The following is a 26,626-nucleotide window of genomic DNA, read 5'->3' as shown; positions in this document are numbered from 1 at the left end:
ATTTCGTATTTATTTTTTGGACAAGTGGCTAACTTGTTCTTGTAATTTTCGAAAAATAATCATCAACATAAATAAAATTTTTAATTAACCGCCAATTTTCAACTGAAAGTTGCATTAGTGGGAAATTTGCTACTAAAGAACATAAATATAGGTACCTAGGGTTATGGCGTTGGGAAAAATTTATATTTCCAAACTTCCCCTGTATTTCGTCAAACATTTGCTGAACATCTCTAGTTGTACCACATTTAACAAAGTGATTTAAATAAATCAACTGGGATTTATCTGTATTATCGATCATCGATTTAGCTGTATTAATGGTTACAAGGAGCCATTGATTCAAATCAATTAACTGTTTAGGCCGGTGGTATAATTCTTCTTTAGTTGTTTCAAATAACTGGTTATTTATGATTCTCTCACCTTCTTATCCGTAAATTGTTTGTCACTTCTGATTTCTTTATTTTGGGGCTTTGTTCAGCAAATGCTTGTAGCTGCTTTTGCGTTCGCTCACTGATTTCTTCGTGTATCTCATGTAACTGGTTTTTAAATTGTGCTTTTTGTTGTGAATTAGTCGTTTGCTGAATTTGTTGTTGCAAGCTTCGATATGACTGATTAAGTGCCTTGGCTGATAGCTTTTTTAAATCATGCTCGGGCTCTTTTTGTGCTTCTTGTAAGCCTAGTTGTTTGGTTAACCCGTCACTAAGCTCAATCACTTTGTTGCTAACTTGCTGGATTTCACTTAAAGCACTATGGATCACAGCTGTATCTTTAGCCCAGGTAGCCACATAACCGAGTGAATAGTTACTGGTATCAACGCCAATATTTTGCATGGCGACATATGCAACCGCTTCGGCTTGGGTTTCCTGATAGGCTCGCGGGCGATCTTTAAAGGCTGATTTTAACCCATGTAACTGACTATGAGCATATTCGTGATATAACGTCTTTAGTTTCAAAGCATTGTCGGGCTCATCGCCACCAATGACGATTTCATTAGTGCTGGGTTGAAAATACCCCTTAGCCCCATTTAGCGTTGCTAAAGGCACTTCACTGACTTGAAGATCGGTTTGTTGGTTTAAATAATCTTTGAACGCGTTATACAAGCTCGTTACATTCTGATGATCAGCCAAGTTTTCTTTGACAAAGTCTTTAGCGCTTAATACTGGTTCACCACTAGTTTGTGACACGTCAAAAACAGGTAGATAGCGATAACCGACAATGGCCCGCTCATCAGTGGTATCAAGGCGCTTTTGCTCAGCGGGTGTTAATTTCTTAATAATCGGTGCCGCAATTCGAATGGACTTAGCGCCCTTATTAACGGTGCGGTTAAAATCTGTTTGCCATTGCTTAAAGCCCGCGACTTGAGTGGCTTGCGGATTTTGCGCATAAATCAAATCAATGTTTCTGGCGCTATAATGATGAAATTTAGCCAGGGTATTAAGATACTGTTTAAATCGGTCACTATCGGTTAATTTTAGGATTTGTTGTTCGGCTTGGGCGACTAATTGTGCTTTCCAGGCTTTAACGTCGGATTTACTCGGCATTGTCTACCCCTCCTCATCTTCAAAAATATCATTCAATATAGGGGCTACGTTGATTTGAATCGGGGTCGTGCCATAAAGGGCAACGTAACCGTCAGACAATTTTTGCCACGCAACTTGAATATATTTGCCATTACCCGCAACTTCTGATAGGTACTTATAACTGATTTTATCCGTCAAAATAGGTAATTCGCTTGCTAATGCTTCCAGTTCATTTTTCATGATATATCCTCCTTCTTTTACAATTACACTCGTTGGTTAGGTTCACTTTTTGGTTTTTGAAAAGTAAACCTAAATGACGAGTTCACCAACCGAAACAACGTGCAGGGCGGTAGGCAGGTTCTAATCAAAATCAAAACTTAATTTGTGGCCGTCAAGCTTTAACTTGGCGTCAAACGACTTCCCCTTTTTGCTCTTGAAACCCTTTAATTTGCTGGTTTCACCCTTGGTAACTAACGCTTTAATTGCGGTCTTCCCGAGCGTCTTGCTACTCCATTTCTTAGGTAAGGTAAAATCTTCACCTTGCTTGGGCTTCACAATGTAAAACTTCTGTTTATTTAAAACGGTCGCTTGCGGTGTTTCTAAGAATACTTCGGCGGCTTTTTGCGCTTGCTGTTGGTGATCGATTTGTTGCTTAATGGCTGCACTGCCAGTCAATTGTGTGGGAACATCAGCAATCAATTTTTCCACGAACTTTTTAATCTGGCTCAAAAAGTTATCCGGGGTGCGTTCTTCGGTACTGATTTGTTGTAACGCTTGCTCCCATTCTGCTGTCATCTCTGGGCTAGTTAACAAGGGTTCGAGTTCAACCGCTTTACATAAAGTAATCCCCGCTTCACTGACGTGCAGCTTATTTTTTTCAGTGACGAGATAGCCGCGTTTCTTTAACACTTCTAGCACATTGGCCCGGGTCGCACTTGTCCCAATGCCTTGCACATCTTTAAGAATCGCTTGGGCTTCTTCATCATCAAGTGTTTTACCGGCCGTCTTCATTGCCGTAATTAAGGTACCTTCGGTAAAGGGCACCGGTGGTGTCGTTTCTTTTTGCGGTGTTTGCAGATTTGCTTGAACCTGATCGCCCTGATGAACGAGTGGTAAGGTGGCTGTTTCTTGCTGGTCGGCTTTGTGATCATCAAATAAAGCTTGCCAGCCTTGCTTAGTTGGGACCTTACCGGTTGCTTTAAAATTGGCGGCACCAACTTGGGTGATAATGGTGGTTTCCTCGTACTCGTACGGATCAGCAAACATGGCTAATGTGGTTCTTAAAACCAAATCATAGACCTGTTGCTGTAATTTAGGTAAGGCAGCTAATTGATCTTTCGTCGGGACAACTTTAGTCATGATAATGGCGTAGTGTTCTTCAACTTTTTTTCCATTAACATAACGCTTATTTGGCGTGGTATTGGTTAAAGCGACTTGCTTAGAGACTAATCCCAGATACTTCGTCAGATTAGCCACTAAATACTCAAATTCTTCATCAGTGATATAAGCACAATCCGTTCGGGGATAACTCAGCAACTTGGCTTCGTATAGACTCTGAATGGCCGCTAAGGTTTGGCTGGCACTGGCATGATACCGTTTATTCATGGCACTTTGCAGACTAGAAAGCGAGAACAGCTGTGGACTGGCGCTCTTTTTAGCCTGCTTTTGCACGTCTTTGATTAAACCGCTCTGTGATCCTTTCTGAACGTGTTTAGTTTGCATGAATGTCATTAGACCTGCTTCGTCTTTAAACCGCTGATAGGGGTCTAATTTTGCGGTGAATTTTTGCTGATTGGCTAAAATTTCCGCATTTAGTTCAAAATAGGGTTCCGGCTTAAAGTCTTTGATTGCCTGGTCTCTTTGATAGACCATATACAAGGTTGGCGTCTGCACGCGACCAATTGAATACACCCCGCGCACCCCATTTTGTCTCAACAATAAAGTATATAAAGGACTACCATTCATACCGATCAACCAGTCACTAATTTGACGGGTTTGGGCTTCTTTATAAGCCAAATAGTCTTTGTGCCAATCACCAAGATTTTTAAAGCCGGTAATAATCGCGTCTTTTTCCAAACTATTCAACCATAGCCGCTTAATGGTCTTCTTTTTAACATCAATATGGGCTTGATTCATGATTGACCATGCAATATTGGAACCTTCTCGACCGCTATCGGTGGCCACAATAATGGTATCGGCTTTCGTTAACAGGTCTTTAACGACCTTGAATTGCGCTCTTTTACTAGTTGACACTTCAAACTTGTATTTGTCTGGGAAAATCGGTAAATTAGATAAGGCCCATTGCTGGTATTTCTGATCATATTTATCCGGTGTGGCTAGTTCAACTAAATGTCCGAGACCATACGTGACAAGCGTATTATCGGGCAAAACAGGGTCACTAACCGTATAGTAACCCTGTTTTTTTGTGCTCTTTTGAAAGGCTTGGACGTATGAACGGGCTTGACTGGGTTTTTCAGCTAAGATAACAGTGGTCATGTTCGTTCACTCCTTGTGATTAAGCTTCTGTTCTAATTCTGTTTTGCCTTGTTCAGATGCTTTTAACCAAGTTTCACGGCGCAATTCTTGTTGCTGGTCTATCGATTGTTGTTTCAAATATTGTTGATACCGGTTGATGGCTTTGAGATCTGCATAGGCTGACCAACGGAATAATAAGCCACCCAGCAGTAAAACTAAGGCCATTAGCGCAGTTCCTAAAAAATCGGTATGGTTCGCCGTGAAAATCTCTTGGTATAAATCCATTAACATGAGGTAAATTCCCATTATATAGAAGACCATACTAACTAAGTTATCAAAATAGTAAGACAACTTAGTCCGCCGTGAAGGTGTTGTAAAAGGATCGGTTCGCATATCTTTTTTGGCTTTTTCCAATAACCAGTGTGCGATTTTCTTCATAACTATTTTTCCTCCTAGTGGTTACGGAAATAATTTTGAAACATTCTCATGGCACCCATACCAGCACTTTTAGTCACACCGGTTGAAGCCCAAAAGTCTTTAACGGCGTCAGGTGTTTTGACCACCAGAAAACCGAATCCGATTGAAGCAATAAAAGCAATAAACCCGTATTTAGCCATATTAGTGAAACACCATACTGATAGTGACATACAAAGCACCTGGCTAATAATAGAAGCATTGTAATAAATGTACTTCTTCCACCACGTGCCACTGTAATCAAAGCTTTCGGTCGCCATGCTCATTGCAGCTAAAGGAATTGTCAGGTTATACCAAGCCATATCAGCCACAAACACACACATCTTGATAAAGAACACGACGGTTACGACAGTGAAGATTAGCAGAAACAAAATCTGTAAGGGTAGCGAAATGCCAACATCTTTTAGCCCAGGAACTTTATTCATGCCGGTAATTGATTTAGCAGTGAATTTCTGATCAGAACTAAACATATACTTTAGCAGGGGCAAGGTAATTGAACCTTGAATAAAGCCCTGTAAAAACACGAAAACCGGAATCACGGCCGCTGATTTAATCCCGTCCATGATGATATTAGCCCAAGTAACATCTGTACTTTCATCTGCCTCTTTTAGAATTGTCATCACAATGCGGCCAAGGACGACCACAACGACTAACGATGTCGCAAAGGACAGGAAGATGGCATACCACGTTTTAACAATTGGCAAGCTTTGATTGGCTTGGTCAATGATTGCCTTACAGATGTTGAATAAGCCGTCCAACAAACCAGACAGTGCCCATTCAAAAAACTTAGCAATCGCTCCCTGAACCAGTCCTGAAATATCACCTAAAACAAACATATCTATCACTTCCTTTTTTGCAATTCAAAGCTTCCTAATCCGTCATCTGCTTTGGCAGTTTTATTTATTGCTTTAGCTTTATAACCATCGCTAATTTTAGTTAATTCAAATTTTTGATTCTTCTCATCATCAGTATTTACTTTTAAATATTCTTTACCAGAAGTATTGCTGACTGAATAATTGGCATTTACATTCATCAAGGGGCTTTCAATAATCATTGTTTTTTTATTAAATTGGGTTTTGTAGCTTTGTCCTTTTTGGTTGAGATACCATTTATTACTTTGCAAATCTTGTGCTGTAGACTTCCCACAAGCGGTTAGACCAACAGCAATCAGTAACACTGTCATCACGGCGATTATATATTTGCGATATTTTTTCATTAATATGCCCTCCATTATCCAAATAAGTTGTTGTCGTCTTCTTCTGGCGCCTCTGTTTGACTATCTTTATTTGAAACTCTCTCTAAATCGCTGTCTAGGTTGTCCTGTTGTTGCTCCTCCTCTTTCTGAGACATCTTGTTTGCGACTTCTTTTTGAGCAGTCTCCTTTAATTTTGCTTTCCATTTTTCTACTTTATTCTTAAAGTTGGTTTCCTGGCTGGCTTCTGGTTGGCCTTGATAATCGTTCTGTGACAAGTTAACCAAATGATCAGCCCCCGGAAATAGTTTAAACTGGAACGCTTTTGTAGCTTTGACTGGTCGGGCATTACTAAAGATTAATAAGCTCTGATCTTCGGGCATACGCATAATTTCATCGGGCGTCATGAGCGAACGGCTCGTATAGCTGTAACTATCGCTCTTGCTGTGGCTTTCTTCCTTGCTATGACTGGTACTCTCACTACCGGTTTCCACTTTTACGGTTGATTTTCCTAACAGATCACTAAAGTATCTAGCGGTCACGTCATTAGCGGCATTTAAGCAAATTTTAACGGCATGGTTACCTAAGATACTCTCGGCCTTATCCTTGCCATACAAGGCTTGTAGTTGGGTTAAGGTCTGACAAATGGTCGTCACACCAATGCCATATCCCCGACACGTCGCTAAGAACTCCTCATACTTGGGAAACTTCCCTAAATTGACAAATTCATCAAGGATAAAATCGACTTGGTGGGGCAATTTAGCGTGATGATCGGCCGCTAATTTATATAATTCATCAAATAATTGTGAGAAAAACAGATTGATGAAGCTTTCATAAGTGTTATCCATGACGGGGATAATCACGTACAGCACAACTTTGTCGTTGCCAATCTCTTTTAAATCAAAATCCGAAAAGCTGGTAAAATCAGCCACTTCTTTGTCAACGAACTTCGAGATGGTCGCCAACAAGCTTTCAATAATACTGGCCTTCATTTCGCCTTTGGCCTTTTTGAACCCTAACTCATAAGCGCGTCTCGCTGGATCAGTCATGGTTAGATCAAGAAACAGGGTGTCTAACGGACTATCTGCGCCCTTTTCCTCGGCCTCCACATCGTTTTCTTGTAAGACTTGGGTTACACCGGCCAAGTTCCTTTGGTCGGGCGCGCGGTGGTTCATAACAAACAGGATTAGTGCCTTCAAAAGTTGCCGCTGGGTACTGAACCATACGTCTTTTTTGCCTTCGGCATTTTCACTCTGAACGATCTTCGTGGCGACGGTTTCAGCTTGAATATCCCGTTGAATATAATCAAAAGGATTGTAGCGATCACTGTGCGCCATGTTGGCAAAGTTGACGACATGTACTTGATAGCCTTGGGCTAGTTTGATACCGGCTGTCTTTTCGTACAATTCCCCTTTCGGGTCGGTTACGACAATGCTGTTCTCCGTTTCGTTAAACAGGTTGGTAATGACGACTGACTGGGTCTTATATGATCCCGGGCCACCAACCACGAAGATATTTCGATTCGGCTTGGTACTGTTATTCTGGTAAACAATCTGTTTATCCACGATCCCTAAAATGGTGCCATTCATGTTAATCTCCTCCCTTCGCTGACTTTTCTCGATCCACTAATGATTTGAGAATTTCGGCCTTGGTACTCTTGTTAAATGCTGTGGTGAGGTCTTTGGCATTGATACTAAAGTAATGGTCACTCAATTCTTTTAGATTACCCCAAGTCGCGCTCCCGTGGGTTTCAGTGTCTGCGGTTTCCCACGCTTTGTGCTTGCTATTGCGCTTCAAAGCAAAATAGATGGTGTATAGGACCACGGCGACACTGACAATAATTAGTACTGGGTTCTTTTGGCCCAAATACAAGTTGTAATAGTGCCAAGGGTGTAAGGCTAATTGTTTTAATACGGTTGGCATATGATCTGCAAATGCCAACTTATAGCGGGACAAGGCCATGACAGAGCCAGCTAAAATCTCCGCTAAATACAAGCCAATGATTAGCGTTAGTAGGTACGGCCAACTAGCTTTAACGCTGTTTAATAATTTGTCTTTCATCTAATCACCTACTATCTGTTTAATTCTTTGTTGGTTGGTGCCGGTGTACCGTTGCTTACCATGGATCAAGGTTGGTACTGACGTTAATTGATATTTTTGAATGTAATGCCGATTCTGCGGTTGATTCATGTTAATCAAGACGATGTTGTGACTGATTGCGTTGTGCCAATAAATTTGATGGAAAATAGACTGACAATCCGGGCAATCATCACGATAGAAGAACAACACTTTTTCAGGGTGCTTAGCCAGCGTCACAACTGGCCGCTGTTTTTCCACGCGATTGACGTATTGATGACCAGTAAACCCGCTAACGGCTAAAACCACCACGATTACCGCTAGGGCTTTACCAACCCGCTTAATTAAGGTCACTGGCTTTGAAGCTACTGCCTAAGTTTTGGACTGCGGTGATTCGATTCGTGGTGGTATCGAAAGTCACTTGATAAAGCACCGTCGCCTTTTGCCAGTCGTTGTCGCCACTCTTACTTTCATAACTGACGACGGCCAAGCCCTTCATGTTTTGCCCCTGCTTACTTTGTGTATACAGGTTCAGCTGATCTAATTTGGCTGAAACACTATTGCTATCACCATACGTGCCCTTATTTGAAAAGTATTGCTGGTACAACTTGTCGGAAATCAAGTCTTTAACGCCATCTTTACGCTGACCGTAGGTCTTGGGCTTGAAGTTATTCATGACGTCAAAGAACTTGGTGACCACCGTATTAAAGCTCAATTCAGCCTGACTTTTGTCTTTATTATTTTGGTAGGTCTTATAACTGTCAATTTGGGTGCTCAATAACTGCTTTTGTTGATTAACTTTAGCCAATTGCCGGCTAACTTGGCGCTTCTGTTGTTGTAAGCGACTGATCTGTTGTTGCGCCTGCTTAACTTGGCTATGTTGATAGGCATTCGCCCCTAATGACATGATTAAGATCAAACTACCAATCGCAATACTTAAAACCATGCTGCGTTTCATTTGCTCGTCCTCCTTACTTCTTGATTGGCCGGGCTAACGTCACATCGCTACCGTTCAATAAGCTATAAAACGCGGTGCCAAATGTGCTTTCGTTAACCTTGTCGCCGACACCACCTTGCTCAATGATTTTGGTGGCTTTGCCTTGCCACTTGTCTAACAAGATTGCGGTGTGCCCATTGTTCCCGGCCCCGGCACCTTGATTAACAATCACAATATCGCCGGCTTTGGCGTCATTTTCACTGATCTGTTTCAGATATTGATGACTGCCTTTGGCGTCACTTGCCATCGTACCGGTAAACCAGCCCATGTTGGCCGGTACCTTGTAACCAGCTTTATTAAGCGCTAACCAGACAAAGCCCGAACAATCCGTCCCACCGGTTGTGTTAGGGTTCTTTAAATCGCTACCTAAATCGGGGCTGGGGTGGGTTTGCACATAGTAGAAGTCACCTTTCATACTTTCCGCATTTTTGACGATACTACCGCCGGAATAGCTCGGGTCACTATCACAACCTAGTTCGGTCAGATCGCCTGAACTTGCATTATCTAACGTATTACCGGCCACGGGATCACTTGCACCCAACACGGAATACCAATGATCGGCATACCCGTATCTTTGGCTTAAATACCATTGTTCCGGGTTCTTACTCATACCCTCGTAATCCATTAACCAAGATTTGGTCGCTTTATGCACGTCCGTATACTTAAAAATCTGCTTGTTTGACGCATAGTAACTACTGTTCAATTCTTGATCGAGATAGTCCAACTGCACGCCGAGATTAGTCGCTGGTTTGTTTTCTTTGTGGGCTAAATCTTCCAACTTATCCTTTCGACCACCTAACCACTGGGCTAAGCCCGTGGCCCCGGAACTTGAATTAACCGAATTGGGATCAAGGCGACTTTCCAGTTGTAAGACCCCCAAGATTCCGGCGGCCGCTTGTGGGGTGGCGCCATACTTCTGTTTCCAGTGCGCATAGATATTTTTGGCATTTTCTGTCATGCTCTTACTATCCAATTGCGTCTCTGTGGTGGTTGAGTTATCACAACTGTTTTCTTGTAGCTGACCAGTAATCGCGGCAATCAGCAAGACGATTAGCAGAATGGCACCGCCCACAATATAAGCAATCAACTTCCACTTCTTTTTCTTATATTCAAGCGACAATACCTGCATTTAATCACCCACTTTGCGCTTGGCCTGATCAACTTGTTTTTGCGCTGCCGATTGGTCGCTCTGCGCATTCTTTAGATCAGCCTTAGCCGAATCCACCTTCTTGTCTTTATCCTTATCTTTACTGCCATCAATCTTGTTGGCGTCATCTAACTTCTTTTGGGCGTCGCTAACTTCATTCTTAGCAGCTTTGAGACTTAATAGCGCTTTGAGATACTTGGCTTTAGAGCTGTTCACCCCAGCTAATTTTGTTTGGACGGTCTGGGCGTCTTGCGTATCGTTATGAGCTAGGAAGGCTTGTCCCATTCTCAATAAAACATCAGCGTTCGTCGTAAAGGATAATTGGTTATTGAGCGTATTGGTGTCGTAGTTAACGATGGCTTTTTCCAGCGCCAATTGGTCTTTTTGCTTGCTTGTCGCCTTAGTTGGCAATTCCCACTTGGCAACCTGCCCGCTATCCTTGTTGGCATAAGCCGTGTTGACAACCTTATTCAACTGGCTTGGGTCAACCTTTAAAGCTTGCTGGTACTGACCATGCTTTAAAAAGACACTGACTTGCTTAGTTGCAGGGTAGCCGGCCCGTTGCATATCTTTTTGTGCTGCTGACCACTTCTGATCATTTAAAGCGGTCTGAATTTGACCGCTATATTTTAATCGCGTGACCTGCGCTTGGTTCCGGTTAGCTAAGCTTTGATATTGCCGTTCATCACTTTTATGAACTAAGCCGACGGCCAAAACGGCCACAATCGCTACCCCGGCCACACTCAACCATAACCGTTGTTTGGTTTTCTGTTGGGCCGTTTCAACTGCCTGCCATTCGTGATAGCTCACAAAGTCCTCAATGCCATTAACCACTTCCGTTAACTCATTTAACGACGTAGCTTTAGCTACTTGTTGTAAATAGTCATCCGGGTGTTTGGCCAAGGCTTCTTGTGGATTGCTTAGTAACCGTTCATAGGGCGTCCCCGTCAAGCAAAATAGAATCAGCGCTTTGTATTTGGCTAAATTGCTATGCTTGTCATCATAAGGCATGAGTTCATTGGCTCGGTAGGCGTACCAAACATGTTGCATGGGGTAATACCATAGATTAGCTGGGTTTAAGGCAATATGATACTGGCTATCAGCAACCACCTTTTGCGCCATAATTTTCTTGGCGACGGCTGCCCGGATCGCCTTATTTTCCTGCGGTAATTCCTTTAATGATCTGACCTTATCCGGCAAGGTATAAGTTAAAACGACCTTCTGATCTTGCTCAATCACGTTAACCAACTGCAAGAAATTGGCATCAGCTTGCTTTAATTCGTTTAGCTCACTCAACTGGTCGTATCGAAACTGATTGTGATTGAGTTCGAGGATTAACTTGTTTCCTTGTCGCTTGAACGTGCCGACCTCGATATTTAATAGCTGATTTGATTTACTCATTTAAAGTCCCTCCTTCCTCTTCAGTAGTCGTCAAAGCGTCAATCTCACTTGGCGTCAGGATCACGCGCTTTTGATAATCCGGTTGAATGGCTGTCTCACGGTTGTATTTTTCTTGGTAAGCTTCGGGATCAATTAACCGCAATTCTTCTTCGGTCAACTCGACACGCATAAAGGCGCGTTGGCTACCATAGATCATCAGGGCTTCACCTTGCCGGCGGCGCTCCAATAATTTCTTTTCTTTATCCGAGAACGTCATTCTCAACTTAGTAATCACATCATCAACACCTTTACCGTCTAAACCGAAAAAGACTTTCGTATAGGAGTTACCAATAATGGCTTCACCTATATTTTGACCGGTATCAGTTGTTCCTTCGATCACATCTTGAATTTGCTGCGTTCCGGCAATGGCTCCGGCATTGTACTTTCTAAACCGCTTGTATGCTTGGTGGAAAAAGGTGGCGGCCGCTTTATGCAAGGTTAAAAAGTGAAATTCATCAACAAACAGTTTTTTGCGGCTATGCCGATCTTTAGTGATTTCGTCCCATAGATACTGAAAAGTATTCAGATAGGCCGCTGATTGGACTTCCTGTTCACTTTGTAGCGGTTTTAAATCAAAGGAAATGATTTTCCCTTTTAAGTTAACGTTGGTGTGGCCGTCAAATAGGCTGTTAGAGCCATGGGTATAACTGCCTAAAATATAGTAGAAGTCTTTAACCCGACCGAATTTGTCAGTGTCCTTATCTGCCAGTTTTTCCAACTCATCATAAACATTGGATAAGGTCGGCCACTGATCATCTTTAATTTCTTTTAAGCGGCTATATTTCAAAACGCCACTGTTGACGTAAGCTTGTTTAACGACATCATCAAGGATTGCCAGTTCAACTTGGGTAATCCCGGTTTTAAGGACTTCAAAGAACCCCTTTAATCGCTGGATTTTATCTTTGACTAGTAAATCAAGGTTTGTGACCGCTTCATCGGCGCTTAAGATTTCTTCGGAAAAAATTTGTAGTGGGTTAATTTTGTACTTAGCATTAGAAGTTAAGTGCAAGACTGCCCCACCTAGGGCTTCGACAATCTTGGTATATTCATTTTCTGGATCAATAATGTAGATTTGATAGTCTTGAATGGCGTAGCGTAGGATTTTCTGAATCATATAGGTGGTTTTACCAACACCGGAAGTACCAATAACAACCATATTCTGGTTCAGGGTCTTGTTGCGATCCAACATATCCACGGCAATTAAGCTGTTGGTATCTTTGTTAACCCCTTCAATATCGCTTCTAGGCTTCAAGTCCAAAATTTCCGCGTCATCAAAGGGAAACATGCTGCTGGCGACTTCGGTATTACTTTCTTTGTACGTGTAATCTCCCATGAGGTTCTCGTTAATTGGCATGGTTGACCAAAATGCTTGAAAGGTTGCTTTAACCGGTACTAGCGGTTTCATCTGTAGCTTAATCAACGTATTCTTAACGTTTTCGGTTAAGTCGTCTAGTTCTACTAAACTGTTGGCCCGCAGATAAACCAGCATATGTTGGTAGACAAATGTGGTAGAATTATCTAGGTATTTATCTAGTTGCATGTTGGCCGAATCAATATAATTTTGCAGAATCTTCTTTTTATACGGGTCGAACGTATTTAACTTCTGCGCTTCCTTATTTTGAATCGTCTTCTTGTAATAGGTAATCATTGAATTGTTACTGGCGCTGTCGATATATTGCACAATATCGATAACGCCTTTTTTGCGCTTCAATTCTGATAACCAGTTGCCATACACCCGCTTAGGATAGTCGGCAATCGCTAACACCCGAATAAAATTCTCCCCCGACTGGACGTAAGTGGGGTACTGTTCCCAGCTAAACGGGAATAGTGAATGCAAGCTATCGCGATCAATCAGCTTGGTAAAGTCTTCAACCTCCGGTTTTTGTTTATTAACCGCTGGTTCACTATTTTGCTGACTTTCTTTCTTGGTTGGCATGAACAAATCAATGACCTTATCACCAAAACTCATACTGTTGCCTCCTATCCATTGAAATTGATTAAGTTCTTTAAAATCTCTTGGACTTCTTGACTAGTCAACACTTTGGCCGTCACATCAAAGTCTGTTAACGCATTTTCAATATCCCGCTTAACCTGTTCGATCTTCTCGTCTAAGTGGGTGACGGCTAAGCTTAAGCTTTTAACGCTTTTGTCCTTAATCGGCACCTTAACGATTAGCAGGTGTTGCTTAGTCGTCATGTTTTTGGATTCTTGGACTTTAGTAAAGTGATCCAAGTAACTGGCCATTAATTGGATTTTGAACTGTTGCTCGGGGTGATCTTTTTGTAAAGTGAGATACCGCCGTTTGAGACCATTGAGATAAGCCGTCATATTGACGGGAATCGTCGGCTCTAAGAACTGTAAGGTGTCATCAACACCTTCACCTAAGGTGCTCATCAGAAACGCACCATAGTCCTCAAAGACGTCTTGCTGTTCGGTTTCATTAAGTAGATCCAGGTTGATCCCACTAACTTCCAAAATGCCAACGAGATTACCCGTTTTGGTAACTTCGTAATTACCATACATACCCACCACCAAGCTCATGTCATCAATGGTTTCTTTGCCACCATTGATTTTGGGCGGTTGGTAATCCCAATCTAGCCTGGCTGATTTATTGGCGGTTTTGTTCTTCTTCAAACGCATTTAGTTCACCTCGCTTCTTCGGTTTTAAATAAAACAGTTTCTGACCATTGGCATAGCGGCGTTTCAGCTTAAAGTTATCCCGCACTTTAATATTCTTCCGCGCCGCAACTGGCCGAATTGTTAAAATAGCCATGACAATCGTCATGGCTAAGACAACAATCACTATTTTTATCAGGACTAAGATTAGACCATAGGGTGGGATCGCAATAAAAATTAAGCCCACTAGTCCTGCCAGCGCCGCATAGCCAAAATCCTTCAAGGTGTAGTCTTTCCAGATCCCGTAATCTTTATCCACGTTTTCTGGGAAGATAAATTCTTTCCCTTTCTTCATTTGGCAGGCTCCTTTTTAAATTAAGTAAATAGGCTGTAAACCCAAGGTAATAGCCAGATGATCGCCGCTGCTAAGGCCACTAAACCAGCCACCCGACCAACTGCGTGGTAAACTTCGGATTTCTCTCGCGGATCGTCTGCGTCAGGCATTCTTTTGATAATAATAAATAGCGCCACACAAATCCCGACTAAAACGACCAACCCGGTTAAAATCCCTTGAATCGTCTTACCAGCTTGAGTTAACTTGCTTTTAACTTCGCCGCCGTCCGCCGCCAAAACAACCTGGGCGTTCATCAGCCCTAAATAAATCGCAGTAGCTCCAGTGGTTGCTAGCGCTTTCGCTTTGTTGAACTTCATGTTATTCCTCCTTTCCATCGTCTTCTGATGTTCGTAATTGAATTTGTTCTGCCTGCGTTTTTTCTGGCTCACGCTGGTAGAACTTATCCAATTGTTCCTCGGCAATTTGCTGGCTCGGTAATGGGCCGGTGGCTAATTTAACGCGACCATTTTCGCTCGTGGCTAAGTAATACTCTTTTTCTGACTGACCTAGCTCTTGGGTCTCTAAGACATGCAAATTATGTTCGTAACGGCCTAAGGCGTTATCAACTTTCAAACCATAGAAACCTAAGAAGCCTTCCAGGAAACTCTCACCAAAAAAGGTCATTTCGTTTTTAATTTGCTTATATTGATGGGTGGGTTTATCACTTACCAATTTTTCAGCCTTTTTAGCATTTTGACTGTCTTGATGGCGATTAAACCAGCCGCTAAGTTTTAATGGTTCAGTCTTTAACTGGCGTTTAACGGTCTTCTTAATCATTGCTTGCCGAACTTCATCGATTGGCTGACCGTCTTGATCTAATATCGCTTGTAGCTGCTTCTGGTCAGTTAGTGCTTGGTCGTCATCAACCATAATCGCCTTTTGGTTATCATGTAGTAACTTGCCATTAATGCCTTGCCAGCTTTCTACTTTCATTAAATCACCTCCTCAAAAAAAGCGCATTAGGGTCGCTAAACAACTAGCTTTCCCCTAACCCGCCCGGTAAAATGGATTATTAGTAGGGTGACACCCAGAATCGTAACTTCTAGGTGCTGATCCTCGTTAGCAACTTCACTGCTTACGAGGACGCCCTCTTTTTTTATGTGGTTTTTAATCCATTCAATGCCATCTTCAGATATTAATTTTACTTTGCCCGTTTCCATGAGCATTTCACTTGGTAGCGCGTTAGGGTGTCGTCTTAACCAAACACTCACGTACGTACTACCTCGTTCAAGCTTGAGACTAGCTTGAGCTAAGCTAAACCATTCCTGTTTCTTCGTCACATGTGAATACTCCTTTCCCTATATTATGGATTCATTTTACCATTAAATGAGCACGTTAATGCACTTTTAATTTTACATTTAGATTACAAGTGCATGCCACCATCTTCATGCCGATTACGAGTTTGATGTTGCCGTTGCTTTTTCGCCATTTCCCACTCAGTCTCTTTTAAACCTTGCGCCTGTCTTTGTCGTTGGTAATCTTCATCACGAGCATATAGAACAGTCATGATTGCGTCACTAAAGGCCGTTTTTAAGTAGTAGTTTGGACTAACTGGCTTATAATTTAACGGTTGATAATGCCCCATATTTGCTTTTCTATACTGGTCGTCCTTGGCTTGTTGCTCTTTTAACTGCTTTTGGATTTTCTCAATCTGACTGTTTTTAATCATCGGATCGGCTTTGCATTCACCCAAAAAGAGTTGTTTAGTGCCGTCATGCTTTAAAACCCGTTGTAAGTGATGATTCTCTAGCTGATCTAAGCTAAGCTGTCCCGATAAATAAGCTAGTCCTTGTTGATGTTCCTGAGTAGTGAAAACCCTCGGTGGGTTTTCCTGCCACTGTGCGATTGTTTCAACCTTGCACGGCTTTAAAGCTGGATCATAGTACATCACGGCTGTATAGGCCTGTTCCTGTTTAATCATTGGGAGTTCATTAAAATTGCCATTAGGAAAGGCTTTTCTTAAAACTTCCTGGTATTGGGTTTGAATGACTTGTTTAACTGCCATTATTGTTCGCAAATCTTTGACTGCTCTCGTAATCTTTTGCTGTTCTGCTGGTGAATACTTTTCTAGTAGTCCTTTATCGACGTGTTCTAGGCTTTCTAAGCTATCAGAGTGAATCATTAGCGTATATTTCAGATCGATTTTGGCCTCTTTTTCTTGTTGCATTAATAACTTAAAACCAACGTATGGCCTCTTGGTAAAGGTCAATAATTGCTGGGTCAATAAATCATCACGAATATTCATTAAACGTTCGTTTAATTCACTGCCTTTGAAAACTGTTTGCTCGCTCTCGGTTTCCTTAATTAATTCTCGTCTTTCAGCTTGTGTGGTCTGTTCAAAATTAAGCTCTGGATAAAGTTTTTTCGCAGTACGATCGACCACTTTATTTAAGAGTTCATCTGCCTTTTTTAATGAGCTTTCTTGTTGGTTAATTGTCAATAATTCTTTAGTCACATCTTCACCAACTGCATGTTTAATTAAGGTGCTATTTTTCCAATTAAATAGCATGCGCCGTTTATCATCTATGCTCTCCAAACTGATATAAGTTTTCAGTTCATGACTTAACTCATTGACCACCCGTTTTTCATTAAACGAGAAGTGTTTTCTTAGACTATCTAAATGACCTCTATTGATTACTTTTTCTTGGTTGTTTTTATAACTGGCTTTGACCTTGCGATAGTTTTTTACTTGTTGGTTAAATTCTTTTCTTTCATACCGCTTGCTATTAATTCCCTCATGTTGAGTTGGTGTATCATCTATTCCCTGCTCGATAAAGGATTTTTCACTGATCCGATCCGGAATATTTTTTTGCTCTAAAACTTGATTTACACTAGCCGCCCAATTATGCCGCCATTCAGTGATTTTTTCTTTTTTATCCCAATCAACTAGCCACACCTTTCTTGATCTTGGAAAACGACTATTTCCTGTATAAGTCTTGTTCCCATTTTCATCTAATATATTTTCCCTTTTACTTTTCAATCCCCATGTTCCGTCTGGATTAAATGGACGATTAGTTAGCATAACATGAGCGTGCGGATTATCTGGGTGATCTCTATGAATTGCTACGTCGGCAACCATACCCTCATCAACAAAATTTTCTTGTACATATTTTGTCAATAATTCTTTCTGTTCATTTTCACTTAATTCAACTGGTAAAGCCACGTTAAACTCTTTTGCATAGCGTGAATTTGCTCTACGATCTTTTCTTTCGACTTCATTCCATAATTTCTCTCTATCACTCGCCCATTCTGGCGCATTCTTTGGTGTCAAAATAAAGCTTTCTGGCATGACTGACCGAGCATAAAAATAGCTTCTACCTTCTTTTTGATCGAATAACTTTTCACCACTTCGATAACTTGCTCCAGCAATTGCGCTTCTTCCTTTTCCAGCACTAATATTACTAAAGCTCATGTGAAAAATTGCCATGCTGATCTCCACCTTTCTTTGGGTTTATGGGTTTGCTTTTGTTGTCGCCAACGGCGACTTCTGATGCAAGGGTTTAGCACAATAACACAACCAGCTTTAGTTGTTGTGTGTAAGTGCGCATTGACCTCGTTTCACTCGGTCTTCTGATTCTCTTAACTTTAACTTAGTGTATGCCTTCCGCTTCGCTATTTCAACTTTTATACTTTGACTTAACGTTTCCCTTATGATATAGTGTCGGTGATTATTTCTAATATGATTGGAGGGATCGTTATGTCTCAAAGCAACTTAGAAAAACAAGAAGCTAAATTAAAAGCCCTTAATCAAAAAATTAAGGACGAAAAAAATAAGATTGAACAACGGCTAGGTAAACAAATCATCAGTCAAGCCAATTTAGATTATGCTAATTTGTCTAACGATCAGATTAAGCTTTTAGCTAAGCAATTTTCTGAATTTTTAAAGGTAAAGTCCGTAGATCATTAGCCATACGAGATGGGGAAATTCCATGTCTAATCAATATGAAAAACTAGTCGAGCAACAAGCGCGTTTAAAACAAAAAATTGAGCGGGAAGATTTTAAATTACGGCAATCTAAATACTATGAAAATCGGCAAGCCCGCAAAGCCCGTTCTCGCCGATTAATTCAAAAAGGGGCTTTATTAGAAAAGTACTTCCAAGCTAATAACCTCTCGGTCGAACAAACCGAAGAACTTTTAAAAATATTTGCTGACTATGTTAACGCCCATAAACCGGATAAATTAAAAAACGATCAACCTAATAACTAGGCCGATCGTTTTTATTTTCTGGATCATTTCTAGGCTTTACTTCTGGGTTTTGATCTGCAAAATTTTGTAACTGCTTTTGCACCTTTTCTGGATAAGTAATATTTTGGTTTATCCAAGGAAAATTCCTCAATATATATTGGGGTTTATCTATCAACGGACAAAGTCCTTTCGCTTGATAACCTCATCTTGCCTTTTATCTAAAAAGTAGGTATATAAAGCGTCATATACTTTGCGCTTTTCTGGGTCTGGCTCATGTAATGACTTATCAAGTAGATCTTTTAAATCAGTTTCTTTGGCAATTTCAAAAAAGTCATTAATTGTGATTGTATCTTTCATGTTCATCACACTTCCAAGTTATTAATTTATTTAACCTGATAAGTCATTAGTCCTCATCTGGATCATTGAGCCAATCAGCGACTTCTTTAGCGTCTTTGAACTCTGTTACTGGTGTCTCTTTGGTAGCCTTTAAAAAGCGTAAATTAGCTCTTTCTTCTTCGCTTAAAGACACATTAAAAGGTAAGGCACCATTAGCAACAATCCGCTTATAAAACATATTGATTGCGGTAGTTGGGTTTAGACCTAACTGGCTTAAAACGGCTTCGGTATTATCTGCCAATTCTTTGTCAATCTGGACTTGTACGCGTTTCTTTTCCTTAACTGCCATGATTTTCTCGCCCCCCCCTTTATTACTACTCACATTATACTAATCTTTGAGTACCATCTCAATTAGCCTGCTTCTTTAAAAGTTGTGAATTTAAGTTTGCTGTCCTTTCCGCAATGGCACTTATACAACGTTCCTAAAGTGCCCGTAAGTGCATTTTAAAACTCGTTTAATATAATTATGCTCTATCTGTTTAAAACGGCTTAGATGAGCTTAGATGCCGTTTAATTCCAAGAGCGCTCATTGTCAGTGTTCTGTTCTTCGGGGTGTTTGGTAGCATAATCCCTAGCCGCTTGTTTATTCCATCAAGCGCCAATTCAGCCACTCAAGGTGTCTACTTTTGCTTCTAAGCGATTTTAAAGCGACTTTGATTAATTATGTATGTAATACTTAAAACGGATTAAATGAGCTTATACGGCGTTTAATTCCAATAAGGCTCATTGTCAGTGTTCTGTTCTTCGGGGTGTTTGGCTGCATATTCTCTAGCCGCTTGTTTATTCCACCAAACGCCAAATAGGTTTTGCATTGTGCCGTATAAGTAGTTCTCAACGTTCTTGATGTGCTTCTCATTGCTTCTTAGGGCGTTAAAGTAGCGTCTTAGTGCTTTAGTCATCAAAGGTTTAAGTTCTTCGTCGTCAAGCGGGATTAGAACGCCAATATCTTTGTGATCCTTCTCAACTCGGTACTTAGCATTTAAGATAATACCAATGAAGCGCCGCATTTGTTGCGGAGTGCGGCACCAAAAGCTAAGTAGTTGAACAGCTTCGGGTTCTAAGAAAACTGGTAAGCCACTGTCTTCATCAGTTAAGAAGTCATTAGCATGGTTCACGAGATCATGGTTTTGCTTTTCTAGTTCTGCTGGTGAGAAATGATCTGTGGAAAAGTCCAACTTTTGAGTATCTATATTGTATCTATCTTTATCTCTTTCTTTAGGTTCTCTATCTAGATCGTGTCTATTTTTTAGACTTTCGCTCGTAGCAAGGGTTTGCGGGGTGTCGTCAACGAACTTTCGCGAAGGTCTATTTTTTAGACTTTCGCTTGTAGCAAGGGTTTCAACGGTCTCCCGCGAAGGTCTATTTTTTAGACTTTCGCTCGTAGCAAGGGTTTGCGGCTCTTTTTGGGCATATTCACCGCGTAAATAAACGTCCGTTGATTGCATATCTAGTTCGGCTAGGTAAAGTCGATTGGGTTCATTTTTCCCTGTTTTGGGATTAAAATGCATGGCTTTTTGATAAAGCAAGCCAGCTTTTTCTAGTTCCTTCTTAACGGTGGCTAATTTTCCCTTTGAACAATTGAACAGATCCATTAATTCTTGATTGGTAAAAATAAAGTAGACGTGACCTTCCTCATCAACCCAGTGATTGCGTAAGGAATACTCGAGCCGATCTTTCAGTACCATGTAGGCCAATTTGGCTTCACTACTTAAATACCGATATTGTTCGCCGTACATCAATACTTTGGGAAACTGAAAGAATAAGGCCCCATAAACGTTGTCAGCTTGATAAAACTTGAAATTTGTTTGATCCATTATAAAAACTCCCTTTCTTGACTGACACACGCTGTCTCAAAAGAGAGTTGCTAAAACATTCGACTTGCATTACAATACAAATCTGATATGCTCTAACTGAATTACAAAGCCTCACGGCTAAATGAATGCTTTGTAATTTACCAGCATGTGTCTGTTTGTGAGTTGCCCAGTCGGCAACTTTTTTTAATTTCTAACAACAAAAATGGACTAAATAGCTTCAGTTAGCTACTTAGTCCATTGACTTTAATTTGTTTTTAACTATCCTTAACTTGTCCTTTGGGACTGGTTTGCGGTATAATTAACCTACAAATTAAGAACAATGTTCAGTCGATTTAGACCGGCAAGTTAAAATCGACTGAATCTAAGTAGCTGTCGTGTAGCTACTTGCTAAACCCAAAATCCCTGATTCCTCGTGAATCGGGGATTTTTCTGTTTAGCTTGATCTCTTTATTCGGTTGTTAAATTAGTCATAGCCTAGCATAGTGCTTACCTACCGGCAACTTTATTCTGTCTTGTATACTTTACCAGCCCCGATCGGTCCGTTGATCAGATACAAGGTCTTCGTATCAATTATTGCTATCAACTATTTGTGATTTCATCATTTTCCCCACTCAATTATTCTTGAAAGTCTCTATAAGCATTTTCTATTATGGTATCTAATAAGGTTGATCTTGATTTTGCGTGCAACTGATTAACCATTTCATCTAAACGATCAATATTCTTTTGTTGAATTGAGAAGCTTGTCTTTACTTTTCGTTCCCAATTCAATTTTTCGTTAAGTGCATCTTTTTGCTGAATGTCTCTAGCCACTTGGTAATCGTTGTTGGTACTTGAAAACTTTTCAAATTTGTTTGCCATAAGTTAATCATTCCCCTGTTTTTGGATTTCTGAAAACACGTCACTTAATAGTTTGAGAAATGGCTCTTGTTCATGCAACTTGTCATTCTGGGTTGCATATTCTAGTATGCCCTCCTTTGCAAGCATACTAGCGTTAACTAATTCCTTTTCTGGGATAACCCCAATGACATTATCTATATGTTTGAGTGCTGATAAAAATTCGTGAGAAGAATTAGTATTGTGTTTGATTCGATTGCCTAAAAAGAATACGTTGGCAGTAATATATGATTTACCACTAACTGGATCAACAACTTCATCTTGTAAAGTTCCCACACTTTGCAATACTTTTGTATGACTTTCATACCCAAATCGACTTGGTTCCATTGGAGAAATGATTTTATCGGCTACAGCTACACCATTTTTGCTTAACAGGTTCCAAGCTGGTGGCAAGTCGATAATTATGTAGTCATATTTTTGATTCAGTTCTTGCGCATTTTTAACAAACCACATAAATAATAGCAATTCTCAGCAATTCTCTATTTGGTTTTGAGGCTAAACGATCTGCTACTTCTTCCAGGTTGCTAGTTGATGTAATTATCGCGATATTATCCTGAACTTGTGTCTCAATTAACCCGGAGCTTGGTTTTTCTAGGACATCTGCAATGGTGGGCTTTCCACTGAAATTAAAATGTTCATTTTCAAAAGTGCCCGTCAAACTCTTCTGTGCGTCCAAATCGATCATCAAAACTTTTTAATCTTGTGTTTGTAAAAATTTGGCGAACTGAAATGCCATTGTGGTTTTACCAACGCCACCTTTGATAGCCATAAAACTGATTACTTGCATAACACACTTTCCTCCTAACATATAAAGATAAAGGTAATACTTAACAAATACCTTGTTCTTCTACATAATACGACTTTAAGAACACAAAATCGGCTGTACGATAAATAGAGTTGATAGGCATTTTGCCATCAACTCTATTTATCGTACAGCCACTAAAGGGGCCATTCCAAAGACGTTACTGAGTAACGTCTTTTTTTATATGTTGAAGGTTTAAGTTGTCTTTCAACAAAGTGTTAAATGTTAAATATATAATGTTATTAACATTTAGTTCTTCATATTATCTTTTTCTTCCAAAATTTCAAACATCCTATCAAATCTACTCTTATCACTTTCCGGCAATCTGTCTATTTCATTCTCAACCAACTGTTTGACTAATTCTTTTTGAGATTTCGCCATACCCAGGTTCAACAGAGCCGATATTTTGTTTCTAATATGATTATCCACTCGAACATTTACTGGGAAAGTAACACCAGAGTCTGGCATGTCAACGACATCTTTTCTCTTTACTTGGTTCTCAACGACAACCTTGGTGCCACGCTCAAGCGTAGATTTCTTTGGTTTTGAAATTTTTTTGTCATCGTGTCTCAGCATCCCCATGACTATTCACCTAACCTTTCGATTATTTCTTTAGCCACACCCGTAAATGCTGCATGTACCTTTTTGTCCCAAACGTCTTTTTTATTATCGGTAATACCGGTCATATCCATACGTTTGATTCTTTCCATGATCATAATTTTATGCTGGAAAATATTATCTTTACCAAATTCAGATTCGGCTGAATTTAAAATTTCTTCATCAACTGCCGCATTACGTTTTGACAAAACAGGTAAGATACCCATGACATCAACATCAGAATTAAAATCATCAATCAATGTTTTTTGTAGATAATCAATTAACACTTCTGCACCTGACAATGATCTTTCTTGTGTTTGTAAAACGACGATGATCTGATCACAAGCATTAAATGCAGTGTCATTTGGCAACGAAATTGTTGGCGGAACATCAATAAAAATAAAGTCATAATCTTTCTTCAAAGATTCAATCTTATTTTTAAAGAAATCTACTTTATCCTGCTCAGTTTTAATATTCTTATCCAAGTATCGGTTATACATACTGAAGTCCACTGCGTTAGGAATCAATGATAAATTCTCATCGATTGAAATTGCAATATCCTTCAAGTCAAGATCATCATTCACAGCTGTCATAAGTGAAGTTTCAATTGTAATGATTTCATCATTTGTTTTGATACTTTTAGTCTTTAAAAATAAAGATGTTAAGTTAGCCTGAGGATCAAAATCAATTGCCAAAACCTTATAACCTAATTTGGCCAGGTTATAACTTGTTAAAGCTGTAGTACTTGTTTTTCCAACGCCACCCTTAAAGTTCAAAAAAGATAATACTTTCGCAGTCATAAAAGCTCCCCCAATAATTTTATACTTCAATATTAACACACCTCTGCATAAGTGTTAATAATACTTATGGTTCAATGTATAAGTAGTGTTAAATGTATTTAACATATAACATTTAACACTTTGTTCTAGGCTAAACTACCGATATTTTTATATCAATATTTTTCAAGAAAGCTATCGTATCAAAGATTCTCTCTGTTAATCCTTTTACATAATGTTAAATGCATTTCACACATAACATTTAACATTATGTTATATATATAATGTTAAATGTTATGTGTGAAATGTATGAGTTGTTGATATATCAAGTTTTTTGTTGATTTTATGCTTCACAGAATATATAGTTAAGACAGAAAAAAAGAGTCGCACTTTTTAAAAGTACGACTCTATATATAAAAGAAAAAAGCGTTGAATCCTTAATTGTTACCAGCGATTAAGGATTCGGCAATGAGTATTCCACACATACTCACTACTTTTAACGCTCTGCTTTAATTCTTATTATAGATTGTAGGCAGAGATAAATCAATTATTTAATCGTTAAAAGACTGGTGGGGATATTTGCTCATCAGTCTTTTTTCTTTCTATGAAAAAACATGGAAGGATGACAATAATATGTCTAACGATAAAACACTACAAGAAGCGATGAAGAGGGCTAAACAAGATTTTGTTGAACCGAAGGGATACATTGCATTGATTGATTTAGGAGACAAATCTCTTAATGGAAATCCAACTCAAGTTTTCTCAGCTATTTATAATCGACTTGGCTTAAGTGTCCAAAATGGAGAAGACTTCTTCGATCGTAAAGAAAATCGATACTACGTTGTATACACTTATTCCGATTTGGCAGAATTGATCAATCAATCAACTAAAACTATCTCAAGAATCATGGACAAACTAGTTGAAGCAGGATTAATCTTCAGAAAGAAATGCTTTAACGGAACTTACAAATTATTTCCATCTTTGCCTGATGCTGTTAAAGAAAAGTTCTTAGGTCATTCCAAAAAAGACGTTGCAACAGATGCTCCTCAACAAGTAGAAAGCGCTGATACAACACCTGCGGACAAAAAGTCTTCTTCGAACAAGACAAATAGTCTACTTAATTACTTGAACTTCAATCACTTGAAATTACGTTCTAATAATACTAATAATTCTAAAATTAACGAAAATATCGACAATGTCGAAATAGCTGCCGAAGAAAGCACTCTTTTATCATATGGAATGCCTCAAAACCTAATAGACACTTTGGTTAGTCTTTCTTACGGAAGTGCTAAAAAACTGACTAACTATGCTAAATTGATTATGAACGCTAAGAAGAAAGTTTATCGAGATCTGAATTATCGTAAGGAACCTCTAGCAAGAACGGCAACAATGTTTGAAAGTAATGAATTTATTAAAGACCGAATCAATCGTGAAGTTTCTAGAATTATTTTGTATGCTGGTAAAAAGTATCATGATCAAGAATCAATGGATAAAGTTATGTTTACATCGTTTAAAAACTTCTTCCAAGAATGCTTTGACTTATTAAAAATGTACGGCTCTATTGAGAATCAGACAAGTCTCGTTTATTAATTGTCTCCCACAAAGTGTTAAATATATTTAGCATATAACATTTAACACTTTGTAGGAGGATGACATAAATCTGAAAACTGATGATTACTTAATGCAAGATAAAATAAAAAGGTCGAAAAGGGAAGATTAGAAAATTTCCTTTTTTAAACACAAAGAAATCAATGTTTAAACTGGTCAAGGGTGTGGATTAGACGACCCTGTTTTGACTACAGCTTTTGAGAAAAACGAGTTTATATAAACGACAATAGTTAACGAAATAAAGAGAATTGTCATGAAGACGCTAAAAAGTAAAAAGGCCAGACCGGAGAATAGATCGGCCTACATATTTAGATCTTTCCAAAATTATTTTGCTGAAGCATATTATAATCACTACGAATCTATTCAAGATAAGCCGGATAATGAGGACCTGTTGGCTTTTTGGTTAAATACTGTCAAGTTATCAGATATTAAGTTGTTGAATCATACTTCTATTTTATTTATGAGAAGGATAGAGCCTTTATAACTTTATAAAGTTATAAAAATATAATTAAGGGCAAGAGTTGAACTATATTCTTTATAATCTCTACTATGAAAATCGAAGATGTAAACTCTTCTACTTGGTGAATTATGTAAAACAGTAAAATCGATATAATAAAGATTTCTATCATAAAAGATTCTCTCTGTTTCTTATTTTGAAGTTCACTTACTTCTTCTCTTATAATATAAAAACTGGATTTTTTTTGAGTTGGCTATGATAAAATAAGAAAGTTGCCTTACAATCCTGCAACGGATTGGGGGTGTATCTATTTGTTTAACTCACTTTTTGCCCCACTTGTAGTCGGCTTAGTAACCGCTTGGTTTACCGATTGGCTAAAACGGAAACACCGCAAGTAAAAGGAAAAGGCAATTTAGCCCACTAAAAAACCCTCAACGACTTCCACTCGTTGGGGGTTTTGGTGTATCTATAAGTTACTCACTCTTTGCAAATGCAATTATATCACGCCATGAAGTCATTAATCAATTTGTTGCGCAACTTATAATAAAAAATCTCTTCTTTTCTCAAATAATTCGCCAATATTTAAGCTTGTCGTACCAGTAAATTTGGCTGGATGAGGTTTTCCATTTGAATCATAACTCGTTAATTGATAATCGTAGTTACCATAACCGTCCTCATCACGTCCAAAAAGCTGGATAGAATCTTTCAACAACCATTTATTAATAAAACTATTTTAGAACATCAAAAAGACACCATCCATACCTTTA

32 protein-coding genes and 1 pseudogene are annotated in these 26,626 nt (G+C 39.4%); 3 read left to right on the top strand and 30 right to left on the bottom strand.

All coding sequences use genetic code 11. The annotated features are described in order from the left end of the window. Positions 1–413: 413 nt before the first annotated feature. The 19 genes from FD33_RS00675 to mobQ form a co-directional block, all read right to left on the bottom strand. Positions 414–1,538 (bottom strand): ArdC-like ssDNA-binding domain-containing protein, encoded by a 1,125-nt coding sequence (locus tag FD33_RS00675; protein ID WP_025085241.1) that lies wholly within the window; start codon positions 1,536–1,538, stop codon positions 414–416. A 3-nt stretch (positions 1,539–1,541) separates the two neighbouring features. Then, the gene (locus FD33_RS00670) at positions 1,542–1,757 is read right to left on the bottom strand and encodes a hypothetical protein (protein ID WP_025085240.1); all 216 of its coding nucleotides are present in this window, start codon (positions 1,755–1,757) and stop codon (positions 1,542–1,544) included. Positions 1,758–1,877: 120 nt separating this feature from the next. Further along, positions 1,878–4,013, bottom strand: a complete 2,136-nt coding sequence (gene topB / locus FD33_RS00665; protein ID WP_056955664.1) for a type IA DNA topoisomerase — start codon at positions 4,011–4,013, stop codon at positions 1,878–1,880. A gap of 6 nt (positions 4,014–4,019) precedes the next feature. Next, positions 4,020–4,430, bottom strand: a complete 411-nt coding sequence (locus tag FD33_RS00660) for a hypothetical protein (protein WP_025085239.1) — start codon at positions 4,428–4,430, stop codon at positions 4,020–4,022. A gap of 14 nt (positions 4,431–4,444) precedes the next feature. Continuing rightward, positions 4,445–5,302: a conjugal transfer protein TrbL family protein gene (locus FD33_RS00655; protein WP_125577875.1), complete on the bottom strand. Its 858-nt coding sequence runs from the start codon at positions 5,300–5,302 to the stop codon at positions 4,445–4,447. A gap of 5 nt (positions 5,303–5,307) precedes the next feature. Further along, on the bottom strand, positions 5,308–5,682 hold the full coding sequence (locus FD33_RS00650) for a hypothetical protein (RefSeq protein ID WP_025085237.1): 375 nt from the start codon (positions 5,680–5,682) through the stop codon (positions 5,308–5,310). 14 nt (positions 5,683–5,696) lie between these two features. Then, positions 5,697–7,247, bottom strand: a complete 1,551-nt coding sequence (locus tag FD33_RS00645; RefSeq protein ID WP_056955663.1) for a VirD4-like conjugal transfer protein, CD1115 family — start codon at positions 7,245–7,247, stop codon at positions 5,697–5,699. Position 7,248: 1 nt separating this feature from the next. Beyond that, entirely contained in the window at positions 7,249–7,719 is a 471-nt protein-coding gene (locus FD33_RS00640) for a hypothetical protein (RefSeq protein ID WP_021349293.1), read from the bottom strand. Continuing rightward, on the bottom strand, positions 7,720–8,088 hold the full coding sequence (locus FD33_RS00635; RefSeq protein WP_025085236.1) for a thioredoxin family protein: 369 nt from the start codon (positions 8,086–8,088) through the stop codon (positions 7,720–7,722). Beyond that, positions 8,075–8,692: a hypothetical protein gene (locus FD33_RS00630; protein ID WP_025085235.1), complete on the bottom strand. Its 618-nt coding sequence runs from the start codon at positions 8,690–8,692 to the stop codon at positions 8,075–8,077. The genes FD33_RS00635 and FD33_RS00630 overlap by 14 nt, the downstream gene beginning before the upstream one ends. Before the next feature lie 13 nt (positions 8,693–8,705). Next, positions 8,706–9,860: a phage tail tip lysozyme gene (locus tag FD33_RS00625; protein ID WP_056955662.1), complete on the bottom strand. Its 1,155-nt coding sequence runs from the start codon at positions 9,858–9,860 to the stop codon at positions 8,706–8,708. Next, positions 9,861–11,279: a type VII secretion protein EssB/YukC gene (locus FD33_RS00620; protein WP_025085234.1), complete on the bottom strand. Its 1,419-nt coding sequence runs from the start codon at positions 11,277–11,279 to the stop codon at positions 9,861–9,863. Continuing rightward, a complete protein-coding gene (locus tag FD33_RS00615; RefSeq protein ID WP_056955661.1) occupies positions 11,272–13,287 on the bottom strand; it encodes a VirB4 family type IV secretion system protein in 2,016 nt (671 codons plus the stop codon). Before FD33_RS00615 ends, FD33_RS00620 begins: the two co-directional genes overlap by 8 nt. Positions 13,288–13,298: 11 nt before the next feature. Continuing rightward, positions 13,299–13,958, bottom strand: coding sequence for a TrsD/TraD family conjugative transfer protein (trsD, locus tag FD33_RS00610; RefSeq protein ID WP_025085233.1), 660 nt, complete (start codon positions 13,956–13,958; stop codon positions 13,299–13,301). Further along, positions 13,927–14,289: a hypothetical protein gene (locus FD33_RS00605; RefSeq protein WP_014216295.1), complete on the bottom strand. Its 363-nt coding sequence runs from the start codon at positions 14,287–14,289 to the stop codon at positions 13,927–13,929. The genes trsD and FD33_RS00605 overlap by 32 nt, the downstream gene beginning before the upstream one ends. A gap of 20 nt (positions 14,290–14,309) precedes the next feature. Beyond that, positions 14,310–14,645, bottom strand: coding sequence for a CagC family type IV secretion system protein (locus FD33_RS00600; protein ID WP_025085232.1), 336 nt, complete (start codon positions 14,643–14,645; stop codon positions 14,310–14,312). Position 14,646: 1 nt separating this feature from the next. Further along, positions 14,647–15,261, bottom strand: a complete 615-nt coding sequence (locus tag FD33_RS00595; RefSeq protein ID WP_025085231.1) for a hypothetical protein — start codon at positions 15,259–15,261, stop codon at positions 14,647–14,649. Positions 15,262–15,296: 35 nt separating this feature from the next. After that, complete coding sequence (locus FD33_RS00590) at positions 15,297–15,608, bottom strand: hypothetical protein (RefSeq protein ID WP_025085230.1); 312 nt, start codon at positions 15,606–15,608, stop codon at positions 15,297–15,299. Positions 15,609–15,691: 83 nt separating this feature from the next. Further along, on the bottom strand, positions 15,692–17,755 hold the full coding sequence (gene mobQ / locus FD33_RS00585) for a MobQ family relaxase (protein WP_056955660.1): 2,064 nt from the start codon (positions 17,753–17,755) through the stop codon (positions 15,692–15,694). Between the two features lie 252 nt (positions 17,756–18,007). Here mobQ and FD33_RS00580 point away from each other — a divergent pair, with 252 nt between their 5' ends. Then, on the top strand, positions 18,008–18,235 hold the full coding sequence (locus FD33_RS00580) for a hypothetical protein (RefSeq protein ID WP_003555660.1): 228 nt from the start codon (positions 18,008–18,010) through the stop codon (positions 18,233–18,235). Between the two features lie 22 nt (positions 18,236–18,257). Next, positions 18,258–18,536, top strand: coding sequence for a hypothetical protein (locus FD33_RS00575; RefSeq protein WP_014216278.1), 279 nt, complete (start codon positions 18,258–18,260; stop codon positions 18,534–18,536). Here the strand turns inward: FD33_RS00575 and FD33_RS12370 are convergent. The 10 genes and pseudogenes from FD33_RS12370 to FD33_RS00540 form a co-directional block, all read right to left on the bottom strand. Next, positions 18,526–18,666, bottom strand: a pseudogene (locus tag FD33_RS12370) (zeta toxin family protein); the annotation flags it as partial. The gene FD33_RS00575 and the pseudogene FD33_RS12370 sit on opposite strands and share 11 nt — an antisense overlap. A 20-nt stretch (positions 18,667–18,686) precedes the next feature. Then, positions 18,687–18,872 carry a hypothetical protein gene (locus FD33_RS00570; protein WP_010620892.1) on the bottom strand — a complete coding sequence of 62 codons (186 nt, stop codon included), beginning with the start codon at positions 18,870–18,872 and terminating at the stop codon, positions 18,687–18,689. A gap of 46 nt (positions 18,873–18,918) precedes the next feature. Next, complete coding sequence (locus FD33_RS00565; protein ID WP_003660204.1) at positions 18,919–19,200, bottom strand: type II toxin-antitoxin system RelB/DinJ family antitoxin; 282 nt, start codon at positions 19,198–19,200, stop codon at positions 18,919–18,921. A gap of 418 nt (positions 19,201–19,618) precedes the next feature. Continuing rightward, positions 19,619–20,725, bottom strand: a complete 1,107-nt coding sequence (locus FD33_RS00560) for a replication initiator protein A (RefSeq protein WP_025085229.1) — start codon at positions 20,723–20,725, stop codon at positions 19,619–19,621. Positions 20,726–21,340: 615 nt separating this feature from the next. Then, positions 21,341–21,583, bottom strand: coding sequence for a hypothetical protein (locus FD33_RS00555; RefSeq protein ID WP_025085228.1), 243 nt, complete (start codon positions 21,581–21,583; stop codon positions 21,341–21,343). 3 nt (positions 21,584–21,586) lie between these two features. Next, positions 21,587–22,072, bottom strand: coding sequence for a ParA family protein (locus tag FD33_RS12995; RefSeq protein ID WP_268870495.1), 486 nt, complete (start codon positions 22,070–22,072; stop codon positions 21,587–21,589). Further along, positions 22,059–22,295: a hypothetical protein gene (locus FD33_RS12990; RefSeq protein ID WP_338025582.1), complete on the bottom strand. Its 237-nt coding sequence runs from the start codon at positions 22,293–22,295 to the stop codon at positions 22,059–22,061. Before FD33_RS12990 ends, FD33_RS12995 begins: the two co-directional genes overlap by 14 nt. A gap of 18 nt (positions 22,296–22,313) precedes the next feature. Next, positions 22,314–22,406: an AAA family ATPase gene (locus tag FD33_RS13090; protein WP_338025581.1), complete on the bottom strand. Its 93-nt coding sequence runs from the start codon at positions 22,404–22,406 to the stop codon at positions 22,314–22,316. 264 nt (positions 22,407–22,670) lie between these two features. Beyond that, entirely contained in the window at positions 22,671–23,003 is a 333-nt protein-coding gene (locus FD33_RS00545; protein WP_051564175.1) for a DUF5388 domain-containing protein, read from the bottom strand. 2 nt (positions 23,004–23,005) lie between these two features. Next, positions 23,006–23,818, bottom strand: a complete 813-nt coding sequence (locus FD33_RS00540) for a ParA family protein (RefSeq protein ID WP_025085226.1) — start codon at positions 23,816–23,818, stop codon at positions 23,006–23,008. 609 nt (positions 23,819–24,427) lie between these two features. Here FD33_RS00540 and FD33_RS00535 point away from each other — a divergent pair. Beyond that, positions 24,428–25,384, top strand: coding sequence for a winged helix-turn-helix domain-containing protein (locus FD33_RS00535; RefSeq protein WP_148299167.1), 957 nt, complete (start codon positions 24,428–24,430; stop codon positions 25,382–25,384). A gap of 1,013 nt (positions 25,385–26,397) precedes the next feature. Here the strand turns inward: FD33_RS00535 and FD33_RS12565 are convergent. Beyond that, the gene (locus tag FD33_RS12565) at positions 26,398–26,568 is read right to left on the bottom strand and encodes a YxeA family protein (protein ID WP_156407813.1); all 171 of its coding nucleotides are present in this window, start codon (positions 26,566–26,568) and stop codon (positions 26,398–26,400) included. Between the last annotated feature and the right edge of the window lie 58 nt (positions 26,569–26,626).

The sequence above is a fragment of the Companilactobacillus paralimentarius DSM 13238 = JCM 10415 genome, from assembly GCF_001434985.1.
Taxonomy (GTDB): domain Bacteria; phylum Bacillota; class Bacilli; order Lactobacillales; family Lactobacillaceae; genus Companilactobacillus; species Companilactobacillus paralimentarius.
The sequence above is the reverse complement of the archived record's forward strand: the minus strand, read 5'-3'. Positions and strand labels throughout refer to the sequence as shown.

Coding starts and splice junctions, on each gene's coding strand:
- FD33_RS00570 (WP_010620892.1), bottom strand. CDS start 18,872: ATGAAAGATACAATCACAATTAATGACTTTTTTGAAATTGCCAAAGAA.
- FD33_RS00565 (WP_003660204.1), bottom strand. CDS start 19,200: ATGGCAGTTAAGGAAAAGAAACGCGTACAAGTCCAGATTGACAAAGAA.
- FD33_RS00655 (WP_125577875.1), bottom strand. CDS start 5,302: ATGTTTGTTTTAGGTGATATTTCAGGACTGGTTCAGGGAGCGATTGCT.
- mobQ (WP_056955660.1), bottom strand. CDS start 17,755: ATGGCAATTTTTCACATGAGCTTTAGTAATATTAGTGCTGGAAAAGGA.
- trsD (WP_025085233.1), bottom strand. CDS start 13,958: ATGCGTTTGAAGAAGAACAAAACCGCCAATAAATCAGCCAGGCTAGAT.
- FD33_RS00545 (WP_051564175.1), bottom strand. CDS start 23,003: ATGGGGATGCTGAGACACGATGACAAAAAAATTTCAAAACCAAAGAAA.
- FD33_RS00660 (WP_025085239.1), bottom strand. CDS start 4,430: ATGAAGAAAATCGCACACTGGTTATTGGAAAAAGCCAAAAAAGATATG.
- FD33_RS00630 (WP_025085235.1), bottom strand. CDS start 8,692: ATGAAACGCAGCATGGTTTTAAGTATTGCGATTGGTAGTTTGATCTTA.
- FD33_RS00625 (WP_056955662.1), bottom strand. CDS start 9,860: ATGCAGGTATTGTCGCTTGAATATAAGAAAAAGAAGTGGAAGTTGATT.
- FD33_RS00640 (WP_021349293.1), bottom strand. CDS start 7,719: ATGAAAGACAAATTATTAAACAGCGTTAAAGCTAGTTGGCCGTACCTA.
- FD33_RS00575 (WP_014216278.1), top strand. CDS start 18,258: ATGTCTAATCAATATGAAAAACTAGTCGAGCAACAAGCGCGTTTAAAA.
- FD33_RS12995 (WP_268870495.1), bottom strand. CDS start 22,072: ATGTGGTTTGTTAAAAATGCGCAAGAACTGAATCAAAAATATGACTAC.
- FD33_RS00615 (WP_056955661.1), bottom strand. CDS start 13,287: ATGAGTTTTGGTGATAAGGTCATTGATTTGTTCATGCCAACCAAGAAA.
- FD33_RS00560 (WP_025085229.1), bottom strand. CDS start 20,725: ATGGATCAAACAAATTTCAAGTTTTATCAAGCTGACAACGTTTATGGG.
- FD33_RS00650 (WP_025085237.1), bottom strand. CDS start 5,682: ATGAAAAAATATCGCAAATATATAATCGCCGTGATGACAGTGTTACTG.
- FD33_RS00580 (WP_003555660.1), top strand. CDS start 18,008: ATGATTGGAGGGATCGTTATGTCTCAAAGCAACTTAGAAAAACAAGAA.
- FD33_RS00620 (WP_025085234.1), bottom strand. CDS start 11,279: ATGAGTAAATCAAATCAGCTATTAAATATCGAGGTCGGCACGTTCAAG.
- FD33_RS13090 (WP_338025581.1), bottom strand. CDS start 22,406: ATGCAAGTAATCAGTTTTATGGCTATCAAAGGTGGCGTTGGTAAAACC.
- topB (WP_056955664.1), bottom strand. CDS start 4,013: ATGACCACTGTTATCTTAGCTGAAAAACCCAGTCAAGCCCGTTCATAC.
- FD33_RS00605 (WP_014216295.1), bottom strand. CDS start 14,289: ATGAAGAAAGGGAAAGAATTTATCTTCCCAGAAAACGTGGATAAAGAT.
- FD33_RS00645 (WP_056955663.1), bottom strand. CDS start 7,247: ATGAATGGCACCATTTTAGGGATCGTGGATAAACAGATTGTTTACCAG.
- FD33_RS00670 (WP_025085240.1), bottom strand. CDS start 1,757: ATGAAAAATGAACTGGAAGCATTAGCAAGCGAATTACCTATTTTGACG.
- FD33_RS00535 (WP_148299167.1), top strand. CDS start 24,428: ATGTCTAACGATAAAACACTACAAGAAGCGATGAAGAGGGCTAAACAA.
- FD33_RS00600 (WP_025085232.1), bottom strand. CDS start 14,645: ATGAAGTTCAACAAAGCGAAAGCGCTAGCAACCACTGGAGCTACTGCG.
- FD33_RS00555 (WP_025085228.1), bottom strand. CDS start 21,583: ATGGCAAACAAATTTGAAAAGTTTTCAAGTACCAACAACGATTACCAA.
- FD33_RS00595 (WP_025085231.1), bottom strand. CDS start 15,261: ATGAAAGTAGAAAGCTGGCAAGGCATTAATGGCAAGTTACTACATGAT.
- FD33_RS00540 (WP_025085226.1), bottom strand. CDS start 23,818: ATGACTGCGAAAGTATTATCTTTTTTGAACTTTAAGGGTGGCGTTGGA.
- FD33_RS00675 (WP_025085241.1), bottom strand. CDS start 1,538: ATGCCGAGTAAATCCGACGTTAAAGCCTGGAAAGCACAATTAGTCGCC.